Here is a 16,211-nt window from a genome sequence, read left to right as displayed (position 1 = left end):
CTACTGCTCACCCAGTGTGGCGCCCCCCACTGACAATCCCTGCCGACGGTCCCCGCCGACACCCGTCAGCGACGGCGCGGACCGCGGCCCTGTTCGTCCTCGTCGTCCCGGCGCGGGCCCAGCAGCTCGTCCGCCAGCGTGGGCAGATCGTCCAGCGGGGTCTCCTCCGCCCAGTCCGAGCGCGCCCGGCGCGGCCGCCCGTCCTCGCCGAGCTGGGGCAGCTCGCGGGTCGCGTCGTTGCCCGCGTCCCGGAAGATCCCCGGCGGCACCCGGTCGGCCGGGTTCTCCGCGGGGCGCTGGGCCGTGGGCCTGGACGCGGAGTGCGCGGCCCGGTTCGGCCGCGTGGCCGCCTGGCCGCCCTCGGAACCTACGGCAGGCAGTACGGCCGTCTCGTCGGCCGGGCCCGTCGCGCGGACCGGCGGCAGCACCGAAGTCTCCGCGGCCGGGTCGGTCTTCGGAACGGGGACCGTCTGGGTGACGTCGTCCGGCTGCACGACCCGCTTCACCACCGGGGTCTCGACCGTCAGGGCCTCGTCCGGGTGCGGTTCCTTGCGCATGCCCACCTTGGACGCGGGCACGGCAGGGGCAGCGGGCGCAGGGGCAGCGGGCGCAGCAGGAGCCACGGGGGCCACCGGTGCCACGGGCGCGACAGCCGCCGGAACCGACGCCGGAGCCGCCGCCACCGGAGCGGACGCGGCTGCCGCGGCTGCCGCAGCAGCCGCCGCCGCGGCCTTGGCCGCCATCTCGGCCGCGGAGGCCTCGGCCAGCCGCCGGGCCTCCTCGGCCTTCAGCAGGGCTTCCTCGGCACGCCGCTGCTTCTCCAGCCGGCGCTCCTCGGCCTCGGCACGCAGCCGCGACTCCTCTTCCTCCTGCTTGCGCAGCCGCTCCTGCTCCGCGGCGCGGGCCTTCGCCTCGGCCTCCAGTCGCAGTCGCTCGGCCTCGGCCCGCTCCCGGGCCTCTTCCTCGGCGCGCAGTCGGGCCTCGCGCTCCAGACGCGCGGCCTCGGCCTCCGCCGCGATCCGGGCCTCCTCGGCCTCGCGGGCCTTGCGGGCTTCCTCCTCGGCCAGCAGCCGGGCCTCTTCGGCCTTGCGCGCCGCCTCTTCCTCGGCCTTGCGCCTGGCCTCCTCCTCGGCGCGCCGACGGGCCTCCGCCTGCGCGGCCACCTCGGCCTCCGAGAGCGGGAGCATCCGGTCCAGGCGGTGGCGTACGACGGTGCTGACGGACTCGGGGTCCTGGCCCGCGTCGACCACCAGGTACCGCCCGGGGTCGGCCGCGGCCAGCGTCAGGAATCCGGCGCGCACCCGCTGGTGGAACTCCGCCGGCTCCGACTCCAGCCGGTCCGGCGCCTCCGTGAACCGCTCCCGGGCCGCCTCGGGCGACACGTCGAGCAGCACGGTCAGGTTCGGTACGAGGCCGTCCGTGGCCCAGCGCGAGATACGGGCGATCTCGGTCGGGGACAGATCGCGGCCGGCGCCCTGGTAGGCCACCGAGGAGTCGACGTAGCGGTCGGTGATGACGACCGCGCCGCGCTCCAGGGCGGGCCGTACGACGGTGTCCACGTGCTCGGCGCGGTCGGCCGCGTACAGCAGGGCCTCGGCGCGGTTCGACAGTCCGGCGGAGGACACGTCCAGGAGGATCGAGCGCAGCCGCTTGCCGACGGGGGTTGCCCCGGGCTCTCGCGTGACGACGACCTCGTGGCCCTTGTCGCGTATCCACTCGGCCAGCGCCTGCACCTGGGTGGACTTGCCGGCTCCGTCGCCGCCCTCCAGGGCGATGAAGAACCCGGCGTCGGAAGCCGCCTGCACGGGCTCTCCGCCGCGCAGCGCCTCGCGCAGGTCGCGGCGCAGCGGTACGCCGCTGCGGTCGTCGGCCTTGGCCAGGACGACCACGGCGACGGGCAGCAGCAGGGCGCCGACCAGCATCAGCGTGAAGGCCGCTCCGCCGTGCGCGAAGACGACCTCGCCGCCGGCCAGCCGGTGCGGACCGATGCCGGCGGCCAGCAGCGGGGCCGCGACGGCCCCGACGGCCACGGCCACCCGGACGACGGCCTGAAGGTGCTCGGTGACCCGGGCCCGGCGGAACTCCTCGGTCTCCTGGTCCAGCAGGGTGTGCCCGGTGTTGGCGGCGACACCCGCGGCGCTACCGGCGAGCAGCGACAGGAACAGCACGGTCGCGGTGTCCGGGACGAGCCCGGTCAGCAGCAGCGCGAGCCCGGTCACCGCGATGGCCAGGGCCAGCAGCCGGCGCCGGGACAGCGCGGGCAGCACCTTGCCGGCCTGTGTGGCGCGGATGCCGAGGCCGGTGCCGCCGAGCAGGGCCAGTACGAGCAGCGAGAACGCGGCCGCTCCGCCACCCAGGTCGGCGGCGTGCAGGACGGCCACGGCGGCGGCGGAGGCGATCGCTCCGGTGACGGCCGCGCAGGCGAGGACGAGCAGCGGGATGGCTCCCGTACGCCCCTTCTCGGGCCGGTCCCCCGCCTTGGGGGCGCGCAGCCCCTCCAGCGGGGAACGCGGGCGCGGGGTCTTCGCGCCGGGCAGCACCAGCGGGAGCAGCAGCGACACGGAGGCGGCGAAGAGGCCGGAGGCCACGTACGAGCCCAGCGCGGCCTGGTTCTCGGCGAACCAGCCGATGCCGAGGCCGAGGGCCTTGCCGACCAGGGTCGCGGCGAGCAGCAGGGCCGCGGCGGCGGGCATGGCCGCGAAGGAGGTGCGCAGGTTCAGCCGGCGCAGGGTGTCGAGGTGGTCCGGCAGCGGCCGTACGGTCGCGCCTTCCGGCGGCGGGGCCGGCAGCAGCGCGGGCGCGGCGCTGTCCTTGGCCAGTGCCCACAGCCGCTCGGCGGCTCCCGAGACGAAGACGGTGGCGAGCAGGGCGATCAGCGCCTGGTCGGGAATCCAGTCGAGCCACAGCGGGGCGACGACGAAGAGGCCGAGCCGCAGGCCGTCGGCGCCGATCATCGTCCAGCGGCGGTCCAGCTTGCCGCCGGGGGCGGTGAGCTTGGCCAGCGGGCCGAGGAGGACGGCTCCGAACAGGACGGTGGCCAGCATCCGCACGCCGAAGACGGCGGCGACGGCCAGGGCCCAGCCGGTGTATCCACCGCCGAAGGCGTCCTGCTCGACGGCTGCCTGGAAGGCGAGCAGCACCAGCACCAGCAGGGCCAGGGCATCGCCGATGCCGCTGACCAGCTGGGCGCTCCACAGACGGCGTAGCCGGGGAGTGCGCAGCAGCGCGCGCACCGCGCGCTCGCGGGAGTCCGCGGCGAGGGCTTCGTCGTAGGTGGGAGCGGGGGTGTGCGGGGTGTTGGGGGTGGTCTGGGCGGTGGCGGTGGTGGCGGTCACGACCGTTGGCTGCTCGGCTCGCGTCATCCGCCCAGCCTATCCGCTGCGCTTGGCCGGTGCGGTGGGCTGTGGACAAGGTCCGGTGTGACCCCAGACCCACCTTCCGGGCCGCGGCCCGGGCGCTCGTGTCGGCCGCTGCGCGGGGCTGCTCCCCGCCCCGCCCTTCCACCGTTCCCCGGGGCTCCGCCCTGGACCCTGCGCCTCAAACGCCGGCGGGGCTGGGAGCGGCACCCGAGAGCGGGGCCCGTGCGCATCGCACGGGCCCCGTCGGCGACTACTCGTCCGCCGGAGCGGCGGCCGCCTTCTTGGCCACCGTCTTCTTCGCGGTCGTCTTCTTCGCGACGGTCTTCTTCGCCGCCGTCGTCTTCTTCGCGGCAGCGGTCTTCGTCGCCGTCGCCTTCTTCGCGGGGGCCTTCTTCGCCGCGGCCTTCTTCGCCGTCTTCTTGGCCGGGCCCTTCGCGCGCTTCTCCGCGAGGAGCTCGTAGCCCCGCTCCGGCGTGATCGTCTCGACGTCGTCCTCGCGCCGCAGCGTGGCGTTCGTCTCGCCGTCCGTCACGTACGGGCCGAAGCGGCCGTCCTTGACGACGACCGGCTTCTCGCTGACCGGGTCGGTCCCCAGTTCCTTCAGCGGCGGCTTGGCCGCGGCCCGCCCGCGCTGCTTGGGCTGCGCGTAGATGGCGAGGGCCTCGTCCAGCGTGATCGCGAACAGCTGGGCCTCGGTCTCCAGCGACCGCGAGTCCGTGCCCTTCTTCAGGTACGGGCCGTAGCGGCCGTTCTGGGCCGTGATCTCCACGCCTTCGGCGTCCACGCCCACGACCCTCGGAAGGGACATGAGGCGCAGGGCGTCCTCGAGGGTGACGGTGTCCAGGCTCATCGACGCGAACAGCGAGGCCGTCCGCGGCTTGACCGCGTTCTTGCCGGTCTTCGGCGTGCCCTCGGGCAGGATCTCCGTCACGTACGGCCCGTAGCGACCGTCCTTCGCGACGATTTCGTTCCCGCTGATCGGGTCCTTGCCCAGCTCGAACTCGCCGCTCGGCTTCGCGAAGAGCTCCTCCGCGTACTCCACGGTCAGCTCGTCCGGGGCCAGCTCCTCCGGGACGTCCGCGCGCTGGTGGCCCTCGGAGTCCTTCTCACCGCGTTCCACGTACGGCCCGTAGCGGCCGACCCGCAGCACGATGCCCTCGCCGACGGGGAAGGAGGAGATCTCCCGGGCGTCGATCGCGCCCAGGTCGGTCACGAGTTCCTTCAGGCCGCCGAGGTGGTCGCCCTCGGCCGGTACGACCTCGCTCGCGTCCTCCGAGCCGAAGTAGAACCGCTTCAGCCACGGCACGGACTGGGCCTCGCCCTGCGCGATGCGGTCGAGGTCGTCCTCCATCCTGGCCGTGAAGTCGTAGTCGACGAGCCGCCCGAAGTGCGTCTCCAGCAGGTTGACCACGGCGAAGGACAGGAAGGACGGCACCAGGGCCGTGCCCTTCTTGAAGACGTATCCGCGGTCCAGGATCGTGCCGATGATCGACGCGTACGTCGACGGGCGGCCGATCTCGCGCTCTTCGAGCTCCTTGACCAGCGAGGCCTCGGTGTAGCGGGCCGGCGGCTTGGTCGAGTGGCCGTCGGCCGTGATCTCCTCGGCCGACAGGGCGTCGCCCTCCGCGACCTGCGGCAGGCGCTTCTCGCGGTCGTCGAGCTCGGCGTTCGGGTCGTCCGCGCCTTCGACGTAGGCCTTCATGAAGCCGTGGAAGGTGATGGTCTTGCCGGACGCGCTGAATTCGGCGTCACGGCCGTCGGAGGAGCGGCCGCCGATCTTCACGGTCACCGAGTTGCCGACCGCGTCCTTCATCTGGGAGGCGACGGTGCGCTTCCAGATGAGCTCGTACAGCCGGAACTGGTCGCCGGTCAGGCCCGTCTCGGCGGGAGTGCGGAAACGATCACCCGAGGGGCGGATCGCCTCGTGCGCCTCCTGGGCGTTCTTGACCTTGCCGGCGTAGACGCGCGGCTTCTCCGGCAGGTAGTCGGCCCCGTAGAGCTGCGTGACCTGCGCACGCGCCGCCGACACCGCGGTGTCGGAGAGCGTGGTGGAGTCCGTACGCATGTAGGTGATGAAGCCGTTCTCGTACAGCTTCTGCGCCACCTGCATCGTCGCCTTCGCACCGAAGCCGAGCTTGCGCGAGGCCTCCTGCTGGAGCGTCGTCGTACGGAAGGGGGCGTACGGGGAGCGGCGGTAGGGCTTGGACTCGACCGAGCGGACCGCGAACGAGGTCTCGGCCAGCGCGGCGGCCAGCGCCCGCGCGTTCGCCTCGTCGAGGTGCAGCACCTCGCCCTTGAGCTGTCCGGTCGAGCCGAAGTCGCGGCCCTGCGCGATGCGCTTGCCGTCGACCGTGTTCAGGCGGGCGACCAGCGTCGAGGGGTCGGAGGCGTCACCGGCGCGGCCGGTGGAGAACGTGCCGGTCAGGTCCCAGTACTCGGCGGAGCGGAAGGCGATGCGCTCGCGCTCCTTCTCCACGACCATGCGGGTGGCCACCGACTGGACGCGGCCCGCCGAAAGCTTCGGCATGACCTTCTTCCACAGGACCGGCGAGACCTCGTAGCCGTAGAGGCGGTCGAGGATGCGGCGGGTCTCCTGGGCGTCGACCATGCGCTGGTTGAGCTCGCGCGGGTTGGCGACGGCGTCGCGGATCGCGTCCTTGGTGATCTCGTGGAAGACCATCCGGTGGACGGGGACCTTGGGCTTGAGGACTTCCTGCAGGTGCCACGCGATGGCTTCGCCCTCGCGGTCCTCATCGGTGGCGAGGAAGAGTTCGTCCGACTCGGCCAGCAGCTCCTTGAGCTTCCTGACCTGGGCCTTCTTATCGGCATTGACGACGTAGATCGGCGCGAAGTCGTGTTCGACGTCCACTCCGAGGCGACGGACCTCGCCGGTGTACTTGTCGGGAACCTCGGCCGCGCCGCTGGGGAGGTCGCGGATGTGCCCGACGCTCGCCTCGACGACGTACCCCGGGCCGAGGTAGCCCTTGATCGTCTTCGCCTTGGCAGGGGACTCGACGATGACGAGTCGGCGGCCGCCCTTTGCGGTCTCGCTAGTCGGGGACAACTTGGCTCTTCTCTCCGGTCGGCACTCGGTCGCAGTACGGCGACGCTGCGGAGTGTGACGGTACAACCCGCCCCCGTGTCAAACGGCAGAAGCCCGCAACGGCCACTCGAACGGTAACCCGACAAGTGCCATTTCTGCCGCCCGGATGCCACGGCGGACCCTCGGCGATCACCGGGCGGAGTGGCCAAAGGGCCGTCTGGCCCCGCCCCCGCACCCCTCTTCACGTCGGGGTTTACGGCCTGACGCGCACCTCGGAGGGAACCTCGGCGAAACCCGGCGCGCCGCTCGCGAGCGTGCCCGCGGTACGGCCGGGCCCGCGGCCGCGGCCGCGAGGCCGCCGGCCGGGCTTCACGAAGGCCCGGGCTTCACGACCGCCCGGGCTTCACGACCGCCCGGGTCGCCCCGGCGTCACAGTCGCCCGAGGCACCAGATGCCGAGGGCCAGCGACACCGCGCCGGCGAGCAGCGCCAGCGGTACGGCAATGACGGGGCGCACGCCCTCGGCCACCGGCGCGCCGTGCCGGGCGCGCGCCCCCGTCCAGACCAGCAGAGCGGCCCCGAACAGCAGGAACACGGTCGCCGCGAAGATCGCAGGTCCGTCTTCCATGCCGTTCCCCTCAAGCCCCTGGGCCGCTCTCGGGATCCCCCCGGATCCCGCTGAGCAGGAGCCTGCCAGCCGGGGGGATACACCAGGCGAACCCCGGGTTACATCCTGGTTCCGACTGCCCTACGCCCCCCGCTCCCCGCCCGGCTCCGCCACCGGCTCCGTCACCGGCTCCAGGAACCCCTGCTCCACCAGCATCCGGATCGCCTCCGGCGTGCGGTCCCGCAGCACCACCGGGTCCTGCGCCATCAGCTGCGCGATGGCGTCCAGAATCCGACCCGCGCTCAGTGATCCGTCACACACCCCGGCGAAGCCGGCGCCGACCGTGTCGACCTTGGTGGCGCGCCGCATCCCGCGGTACTGCCGGAGCACCACGTGCTCCGGATCCTCCGCCCCGGGCGCCCCGACCTGCTCCTGGACGACCTCCTCGGTCAGCTGGAAGTAGCCGGTCAGCAGGGCCGCGTCGTCGTGGTCGCGGAGGTAGTCCTGCCGGGCGAAGTGCGCCACGACGGTGTCCCCGAGCGGCTGTTCCACCGAGTGCGGCCACTCCTCCACCACGATCGACGGCTCGGCCGCGTCGCTGCGCCGCAGCGTGATCCAGCCGAATCCGACGGCCTTGGTCTTGCGGGCCTCGAACTCGTCCAGCCAGTCCTCGTAGCGCCGCGCGTACTCGGCGGGATCGGTGCGGTGGTCGCCCGCGTCGCGCAGCCACAACTCCGCGTACTGCGTGACGTCCTGCACGTCACGCTGCACGATCCAGGCATCGCAGCCGCGCGGCACCCAGGCCCGGACCCGGTCGTGCCAGTCCTCGCCGTCCACGTGCTGCCAGTTGCCGAGGAACTGCGCGTACCCGCCCGGGTTGAGCCGGGCTCCGGCCTCCTGGACCAGGGTCCGGCACAGGTCGTCGCCGCCCATCCCGCCGTCCCGGTACGTCAGCCGGGCTCCGGGGGAGATCACGAACGGCGGATTCGAGACGATCAGGTCGTACGTGGCCTCGCCGACCGGCTCGAACAGCGAACCGGTGAGCAGCTCGGCCTCCGGGGCCCCCGACAGTGCGAGCGTCAACCGGGTGAATTCCAGGGCCCGGGGGTTGACGTCGGTGGCCGTCACCCGGGTGGCGTGCTGGGCCGCGTGCAGCGCCTGGATCCCGGATCCGGTGCCGACGTCGAGGGCCGAGCCGACCGGGGTGCGGACGGTGATCCCGGCGAGCGTGGTGGAGGCGCCGCCGACCCCGAGGACCACGCCCTCCTCGCGACTGCCGATCCCGCCGGCCCCGCCGACGGCGCAGCCGAGGTCCGAGACGATGAACCAGTCCTCGCCCTCGGGCCCGCCGTACGGGCGCACGTCCACGGTGGCGTGCACCGTGTCCCCGCCATCGGCGGCCTGCTCGCGCCGCAGCCAGCCGTCGGCCAGCGCCGCTTCGACGGGCAGCGCGGCCGAGGCGTGCACGTACGGCACCGGCTGCTGGAGCAGGAAGAGCCGCACGAGGCTGGCGAGCGGCCCGTCGCCGCCGCTGCGCGTGGCGCGCAGTGCGGGGACCGTCTCGCTGCGGGCGAGCGCGGCATAGGCGGGGGCGCCGAGCAGTTCGAGCAGCCCGTCGGCGGTGAAACCGGCGTCGAGCATCGCGGCGCGGAGCCCGGCGGCGCCGTCGGACGAGGGGAGGCGGGCGGGCAGACCGGAGGGAAGGCTGGTGGTACTCACCCGCCCATTGTGGCCGCTGTCACCGGCATTCCCCGCGCCACACGGCCTTCGGCGTGGACGGCCGCCGCCGTCGGAGCCGCCGTCCGGGCGCGCCGCCGCGAAGGGACCCCGGGCGCACGCAGTTCCGTACGGCCTACGGAGCCTCGTGCGCCCCGGAACGCGCCGGGGCGGCCGGAGCCCCGAGGGGTTCCGGCCGCCCTGACGGCCGACGCCGTCGCGGACAGGTCCGCGGCCGCGACCGGGACTTCGACTACGGCTACGACTTCGACGGTGACGGCGTCGTCACCTGGCAGCCCTTCTGGCTGTTCATCGACTTGTCCAGACCGCCCGCCTTGAGCTGGTCCAGGGCTTCCTTGCCGCCCTTGGTCGCTTCCTCCAGGCCGCCCGCCACGTCCTTGAGGCCCTCGGCGAACTTGCCCTGGTCCTTGGGGTCGAGGGCGTCCATCTTCGTCTTCAGGGCCGTGTAGCCCTGCGAAGTCGCCTCGAAGCCCTTGACCGCCGCGCTCTGAGTCTTGTCGCCGTCCTTGACCGGCGGAACACCCGCCCCCTGCAGGGCCGTACCCATCGACTTGTACGACTCGGACATGGTCCCGAAGGCCGCCGAGTCGGTCGACTGGACCTCCTCGGGCTTGCTGCTCTCGGTGGCCACCCGCTTGATGTCCGCGTTGGCCTGCTCGATCTTCTTGAGCTCTGGCTGCCAGCTGTCGCAGACCTTCTTCGCCCAGGCGTCGGTCTTCTTGTCGCCGTCGTCCCCGCCGCAGCCGGACAGGACGAGCATCAGCACCGCACTGCCCGCCATGGCGGCCGCAAGCTTCTTGTTCACCGGATTGGTCCCTTCGAAGACTCTCGGCCCGGAAGATACACGCCCGCCATCCGGGAAACGCAAAGGCGGACGGACGGCGCGTCAGTCCGCGCCGCCTGTCCGCCATTCGGGCGTACGATCGAGTCCGACCGTGGTATGCGAGTACCCGTCAGGTCCTCAAGACCTCAGAGCCTCAGCCCCTCAAGGCCTCAGGAGGAGATCACCGCCGCCGGGTCGGCCTGCTGGCCCACCCGCTCGGCCGGAGCGCTCCCGCCCTCGCCCTCGCCTTCGCCGTCGTCGCCGACCGCGATGCCGCGGCGCTTGGAGACGTAGACCGCACCGACGATGACGCCGATCGCGAGGACCGCGACGACGGCCCGCACGGTCGCGCTGGCGTCCGTGCCGTAGCTGAACTGCACGATCGCCGGGGCGATCAGCAGGGCCACCAGGTTCATGACCTTGAGCAGCGGGTTGATGGCCGGACCGGCGGTGTCCTTGAACGGGTCGCCGACGGTGTCGCCGATGACCACGGCCGCGTGGGCCTCGCTGCCCTTGCCGCCGTGGTGCCCGTCCTCGACGAGCTTCTTCGCGTTGTCCCAGGCGCCACCGGAGTTGGCGAGGAAGACCGCCATCAGGGTGCCGCAGCCGATGGCTCCGGCGAGGAACGAGCCGAGCGCGCCGACGCCGAGCGAGAACCCGACGGCGATCGGGGTGAGGACGGCGAGCAGGCCGGGCGTGGCGAGTTCGCGCAGCGCGTCCTTGGTGCAGATGTCCACGACGCGCCCGTACTCGGGCTTCTCGGTGTAGTCCATGATCCCGGGGTGCTCCCGGAACTGGCGGCGCACCTCGTAGACCACCGCGCCGGCCGAGCGGGCGACGGCGTTGATGGCGAGGCCCGAGAACAGGAACACGACCGCGGCGCCCAGGATCAGGCCGACGAGGTTGTTGGGCTGCGCGATGTCCAGGCTGAGGTTCATCGACTTGGCGTCGGCGCCGACGGACTTGACCGCGTTGGCGATGGCGTCGTTGTACGAGCCGAAGAGCGCGGCCGCGGCGAGCACGGCGGTGGCGATGGCGATGCCCTTGGTGATGGCCTTGGTGGTGTTGCCCACCGCGTCCAGGTCGGTCAGCACCTGCGCGCCGGCGCCCTCGACGTCGCCGGACATCTCCGCGATGCCCTGGGCGTTGTCGGAGACGGGCCCGAAGGTGTCCATGGCGACGATGACGCCGACGGTGGTGAGCAGGCCGGTGCCGGCCAGCGCGACGGCGAAGAGCGCCAGCATGATCGAGGTGCCGCCGAGCAGGAACGCCCCGTAGACGCTGAGGCCGATGAGCAGCGCCGTGTAGACGGCGGACTCCAGGCCCACCGAGATGCCGGCGAGGATGACGGTGGCCGCGCCGGTCAGGGAGGACTTGCCGATGTCCCGGACGGGACGGCGGCTGGTCTCGGTGAAGTAGCCGGTGAGCTGCTGGATCAGGGCCGCGAGCACGATGCCGATGGCGACGGCGACCAGGGCCAGGATCCGCGGGTCGCCGGAGTGGTTGGCGATCGCGGCGTCGTCGACGCCGGCGAGCTCCTTGTAGGTGGCCGGCAGGTACGCGTAGACGGCGATCCCGACGAGCACCAGCGAGATGACGGCGGAGATGAAGAACCCGCGGTTGATGGCGGTCATGCCGCTGCGGTCGGTGCGCCGCGGGGAGACCGCGAAGATGCCGATCATGGCCGTGACGACCCCGATGGCGGGGACGATCAGCGGGAAGGCCAGTCCCAGGTCACCGAAGGCGGCCTTGCCGAGGATCAGGGCCGCCACGAGGGTGACGGCGTAGGACTCGAAGAGGTCGGCGGCCATTCCCGCGCAGTCTCCGACGTTGTCGCCCACGTTGTCGGCGATGGTCGCGGCATTGCGCGGGTCGTCCTCCGGAATGCCCTGCTCGACCTTGCCGACCAGGTCGGCGCCGACGTCGGCGGCCTTGGTGAAGATGCCGCCGCCCACGCGCATGAACATGGCGATCAGGGCGGCTCCGAGGCCGAAGCCCTCCAGGACCTTGGGGGCGTCGGCGGCGTAGACGAGCACGACGCAGGAGGCGCCGAGCAGGCCGAGGCCGACCGTGAACATGCCCACCACGCCGCCGGTGCGGAACGCGATCCGCATGGCCTTGTGGGAGACCTCGGTCAGGTCCTTGGCGGGCTCGCCCTCGGCGGGTGTGGCCTCTCTCGCGGCCGCGGCGACGCGGACGTTGGCGCGGACCGCGAGGCGCATGCCGATGTAGCCGGTCGCGGCGGAGAAGAGGGCGCCGACGAGGAAGAAGGCGGAACGTCCCGCCCGCTGCGTCCAGTCGTCGGCGGGGAGCAGGAAGAGCAGGAAGAACACGACGACGGCGAAGATGCCGAGGGTGCGCAGCTGACGTCCGAGGTAGGCGTTGGCGCCTTCCTGGACGGCGGCCGCGATCTCCTTCATGGAGTCGGTTCCCTCGTCGGCGGAGAGGACCTGGCGGACCAGGATCTGCGCGACGACGAGCGCGGCGATGGCCACGCCCGCGATGACCATCACGATGAGCCGGTTGTCATCGGTGAGTACTGCGGATGCCAGGTCAGTGGTGCGACCGGGCGCAATGGGGGTGAAGAGCCCCGTCATTCGTCCTCCTTGACGTCATGAGCTCAAGATGTGGACGGATTGTAGGGAGCGCGACCCGATCAAAACAGTACGCGGGAAACGGAATTGGCCTGCACATGCTCCTCACCAATAGATCCGGTCACTCCATTACCCCCGAAAGTAGTAATGGGGCAAAGGCATTGACGCCTCGTCATCGATCTAGGAATTCGGGGGGAGCGGCGCCGCAATTGATCTACGACGACAGAAAAGGCCCTGCTCGGCAGGGCCTTGAATAAGATCAGAAGATACGTCGGCACGCGCGGCCGTTCCCTCCCGGAAGCCACCGGCCCGGGGCCTCCCCCGCTTTCCCGGCACCCACCCGGCCTCCCGCCGCCGGACGACCCCGCGCCGAAACTCACCGCACGGCACGCCGACCCGGCGGCTGCGCCGGCCCGGGCACCGGCCGGGGCACCGGGTCAGCGGGCGGCGTGAGGGCATGGCGTCAGGGCATGGCTTCGGAGCGTGACCTCGGGTCCAGGCGTCAGGGCATGGCAAAGCCCGGACCGTGGCGCGCCGGGGGCGCGACGGACCGGGCGGGCCCGTGCGGGCCTAAGCCAGCTCGGAGGTCCCCGAGACGGGCCACCTCATCCGGATGGTTCCGCCGGTCTCCCCGTTGATGACCTCGACGTCGTCGACCAGGCCGCTGATCACGGCCAGGCCCATCTCGTCCTCACCCTCGACGTCCGGGTCCAGGACCGCCTCGATCCCGGGCATGCCGCCGGACGGACCGCCGGCCGGTCCGGGCACTTCGTCGCCGACCTCGATGGAGAACACCTTCTCCTCCTCGGTCAGCACCACCCGGACGGGCGCGGTCAGCCCGTTGCTGCGGTGTAGTCCGACGGCGCGCGAGCAGGCCTCGCCCACGGCGAGGCGGACCTCGTCGAGGACGGCTTCCTCCACACCGGCCCGGCGCGCCACGGCGGCCGCGACCAGGCGGGCCGTCCGGACGTGTTCGGGCTGGGCGCTGAAGCGCAGTTCAACGGTGGCCATGCGCGTCCCCCTCGGACTACGGGCGTGCCTTACAGGGGCCCGGACCGCCTGTGGCCCGGTACCCCTCGCTCCTCATCGGCCGTACGCCGCCGAGAGCCGTTGGTCAGTCGGTGGCGTTGACCGCTTCCTCCACCGAGGTGTGGATCGGGAACACCTTGGTCAGACCGGTGATTCGGAAGATCTTCAGGATGCGCTCCTGGTTGCAGACCAGACGCAGCGAGCCCTCGTGCGCGCGGACGCGCTTGAGGCCTCCCACGAGCACACCAAGTCCGGTGGAGTCGAGGAAGTCCACTCGCTCCATGTCGACAACCAGGTGGTAGCTGCCGTCGTTCACCAACTCGACCAACTGCTCGCGCAGCTTGGGCGCGGTATACACATCAATCTCGCCACCGACCTCCACGACCGTACGGTCGCCGACAGTGCGAGTCGACAGGGACAGGTCCACGGATCCTCCAGCACCTTGCTATCGAGCGGCGCCCCCCAGGGGCCTCCCCACCCGAAGGTAGGCGAGGGATTGGCTGCCGCGATGGCATTCAATCACTTACCGGCAGGCGCGCACGACGCCTTGGGACCATTGTCCCGCACGCCGGTGACACACTCGGTTCCAATGGCCAACACTCACCGTCCCGGTCGGCCCACGGCACCCGAGGACGCCCGACCCACCCCCGGCACGGTCCTGGACCGGCTGTCACGGGGGTCTTCCCGGTCTGCGCGCATCACCCATACGGAGCACTTGCCCCCTCGGGAGGGTCGTCATGCAGTCTGGCCGGATCGCATCCGAACTGATGTCGTAGCCGCCATCCAGGCCGCCGGGATCGAACATCCGTGGGAACACCAGGCCGCGGCCGCCGAGCACGCCCTCGACGGCGAGTCCGTGGTCGTCGCCACGGGCACCGCCTCGGGCAAATCGCTGGCCTACCTCGCGCCCGTGCTCTCGGCCCTCGCGGACGGCGCCGAGGCCCCGAACGGGCGCGGCGCGACCGCCCTGTATCTGGCTCCTACCAAGGCCCTGGCGGCCGACCAGCGGCGCGCCGTGCGGGAGCTGGCCGGTCCGCTGGGCAACGCGATCCGCCCGGCCGTGTACGACGGCGACACCCCCGTGGAGGAACGCGAGTGGGTGCGCCAGTACGCCAACTACGTCCTCACCAACCCCGACATGCTGCACCGCGGGATCCTCCCGGCCCACCCGCGCTGGGCCTCCTTCCTGCGGGCGCTGCGCTACGTCGTGATCGACGAGTGCCACACCTACCGCGGGGTCTTCGGCTCCCACGTCGCCCAGGTCCTGCGCCGGCTGCGGCGGCTGTGCGCCCGCTACGGCTCCGATCCCGTCTTCCTGCTGGCCTCGGCCACCGCGAGCGATCCGGCGGCCGCAGCGTCCCGGCTGACGGGCCTGCCGGTGGTCGAGGTGGCCGACGACGCCTCCCCGCGCGGCGAGGTCGTCTTCGCCCTGTGGGAGCCGCCCCTGACCGACCTCAAGGGCGAGAAGGGCGCACCCGTACGCCGTACGGCCACCGCCGAAACCGCCGACCTCCTGACCGACCTGGTAGTCCAGGGCGTCCGGACGGTCGCCTTCGTCCGCTCCCGGCGCGGCGCGGAGCTGATCGCCGTCATCGCGCAGGAAAAACTCGCCGCCGTCGACCGCTCGCTGCCCGGGCGCGTCGCGGCCTACCGCGGCGGCTACCTGCCCGAGGAGCGCCGGGCCCTGGAGAGGGCCCTGCACTCCGGCGAGCTGCTCGGCCTGGCCGCCACGACCGCCCTCGAGCTGGGCGTGGACGTCTCCGGCCTCGACGCCGTCCTGATCACCGGCTACCCCGGCACCCGCGCCTCCCTGTGGCAGCAGGCCGGCCGGGCCGGGCGCTCGGGCCACGGCGCGCTGGCGGTGCTGATCGCCCGCGACGACCCGCTGGACACCTACCTGGTCCACCACCCCGAGGCCCTCTTCCAGCAGCCGGTGGAGGCCACCGTCCTGGACCCCGACAACCCGTACGTCCTGGCCCCCCACCTGTGCGCGGCGGCGGCCGAGCTGCCCCTGACGGAGCCGGACCTGGACCTCTTCGGCCCGGCGGCGCGCGAGCTGCTCCCGCAGCTCGAGGCCGCCAAACTGCTGCGCCGCCGGGCGACGGCCTGGCACTGGACCCGCCGGGAACGGGCCTCGGACCTCACCGACATCCGGGGCGGCGGCGGCCGCCCGGTGCAGATCGTGGAGGCCTCCACCGGCCGGCTGCTGGGCACGGTCGACGAGGAGGCCTCGCACACGGCCGTCCACGACGGCGCCGTCCACCTCCACCAGGGCCGCACGTACCTGGTGAAACACCTGGACCTGGAGGACTCGGTGGCCCTGGTGGAGGAGGCGAACCCGCCCTTCTCCACGACGGCCCGCGACACCACCGCCATCTCCATCCTGGAGACCGAGACGGAGATCGCCTGGGGCCGGGCCCGGCTCTGCTTCGGCTCCGTCGAGGTCACCAACCAGGTGGTCTCCTACCTCCGCCGCAAGCTGATCACCGGCGAGGTCCTCGGCGAGGCCAAACTGGACCTGCCGCCCCGCACCCTGCGCACCCGGGCCGTGTGGTGGACGGTGACCGAGGACCAGCTGGACGAGGCCCGGATCAACCCGGAGATCCTCGGCGGCGCCCTGCACGCCGCCGAACACGCCTCCATCGGCCTCCTCCCGCTCTTCGCCACCTGCGACCGCTGGGACATCGGCGGGGTCTCCGTCCCGCTGCATCCCGACACCCTCCTCCCGACGGTCTTCGTCTACGACGGCCACCCCGGCGGAGCCGGCTTCGCGGAGCGCGCCTTCCACACGGCCCGCGCCTGGCTGACGGCGACCCGCGACGCGATCGCCGCCTGCGAGTGCGAGGCGGGCTGCCCGTCCTGCATCCAGTCCCCCAAGTGCGGCAACGGCAACGACCCCCTCCACAAACGCGGCGCCATCCGCCTCCTCACCCACCTCCTCAAGGCCGCCCCCACCCCGTGACCCCGGGGGTCCCGGGCCTCCTGGCCGCTGGCAGAGCGGGGCCAGGCGGGGCGGGGCC

Annotated in this window: 9 protein-coding genes; 1 reads left to right on the top strand and 8 read right to left on the bottom strand. The window is 72.5% G+C overall.

All coding sequences use genetic code 11. The features are described 5' to 3' along the window. Nucleotides 1-65: 65 nt before the first annotated feature. From tmk to bldG, 8 genes are all read right to left on the bottom strand, one after another. Nucleotides 66-3,362, bottom strand: coding sequence for a dTMP kinase (tmk, locus tag OG490_RS20815; protein WP_330297809.1), 3,297 nt, complete (start codon nt 3,360-3,362; stop codon nt 66-68). A 247-nt stretch (nt 3,363-3,609) separates the two neighbouring features. Beyond that, nucleotides 3,610-6,423 (bottom strand): type I DNA topoisomerase, encoded by a 2,814-nt coding sequence (topA, locus tag OG490_RS20810; RefSeq protein WP_330297808.1) that lies wholly within the window; start codon nt 6,421-6,423, stop codon nt 3,610-3,612. A 408-nt stretch (nt 6,424-6,831) separates the two neighbouring features. Beyond that, nucleotides 6,832-7,029: a hypothetical protein gene (locus OG490_RS20805; protein ID WP_330297807.1), complete on the bottom strand. Its 198-nt coding sequence runs from the start codon at nt 7,027-7,029 to the stop codon at nt 6,832-6,834. Nucleotides 7,030-7,149: 120 nt separating this feature from the next. Beyond that, nucleotides 7,150-8,649, bottom strand: coding sequence for a DUF7059 domain-containing protein (locus OG490_RS20800; protein WP_330300993.1), 1,500 nt, complete (start codon nt 8,647-8,649; stop codon nt 7,150-7,152). 334 nt (nt 8,650-8,983) lie between these two features. After that, nucleotides 8,984-9,550: a small secreted protein gene (locus OG490_RS20795; RefSeq protein ID WP_330297806.1), complete on the bottom strand. Its 567-nt coding sequence runs from the start codon at nt 9,548-9,550 to the stop codon at nt 8,984-8,986. A 188-nt stretch (nt 9,551-9,738) separates the two neighbouring features. Next, on the bottom strand, nt 9,739-12,165 hold the full coding sequence (locus OG490_RS20790) for a sodium-translocating pyrophosphatase (protein WP_330297805.1): 2,427 nt from the start codon (nt 12,163-12,165) through the stop codon (nt 9,739-9,741). 567 nt (nt 12,166-12,732) lie between these two features. Next, nucleotides 12,733-13,173 carry an ATP-binding protein gene (locus OG490_RS20785; RefSeq protein ID WP_330297804.1) on the bottom strand — a complete coding sequence of 147 codons (441 nt, stop codon included), beginning with the start codon at nt 13,171-13,173 and terminating at the stop codon, nt 12,733-12,735. Between the two features lie 103 nt (nt 13,174-13,276). After that, on the bottom strand, nt 13,277-13,618 hold the full coding sequence (gene bldG / locus OG490_RS20780) for an anti-sigma factor antagonist BldG (protein ID WP_066931187.1): 342 nt from the start codon (nt 13,616-13,618) through the stop codon (nt 13,277-13,279). Nucleotides 13,619-13,699: 81 nt separating this feature from the next. Here bldG and OG490_RS20775 point away from each other — a divergent pair, with 81 nt between their 5' ends. After that, nucleotides 13,700-16,153 (top strand): DEAD/DEAH box helicase, encoded by a 2,454-nt coding sequence (locus OG490_RS20775; protein ID WP_330297803.1) that lies wholly within the window; start codon nt 13,700-13,702, stop codon nt 16,151-16,153. Nucleotides 16,154-16,211 lie beyond the last annotated feature (58 nt).

It is taken from the genome of Streptomyces sp. NBC_00503 (assembly GCF_036346895.1).
GTDB lineage: Bacteria > Actinomycetota > Actinomycetes > Streptomycetales > Streptomycetaceae > Streptomyces.
This window is presented reverse-complemented; position numbering and strand designations above follow the sequence as displayed.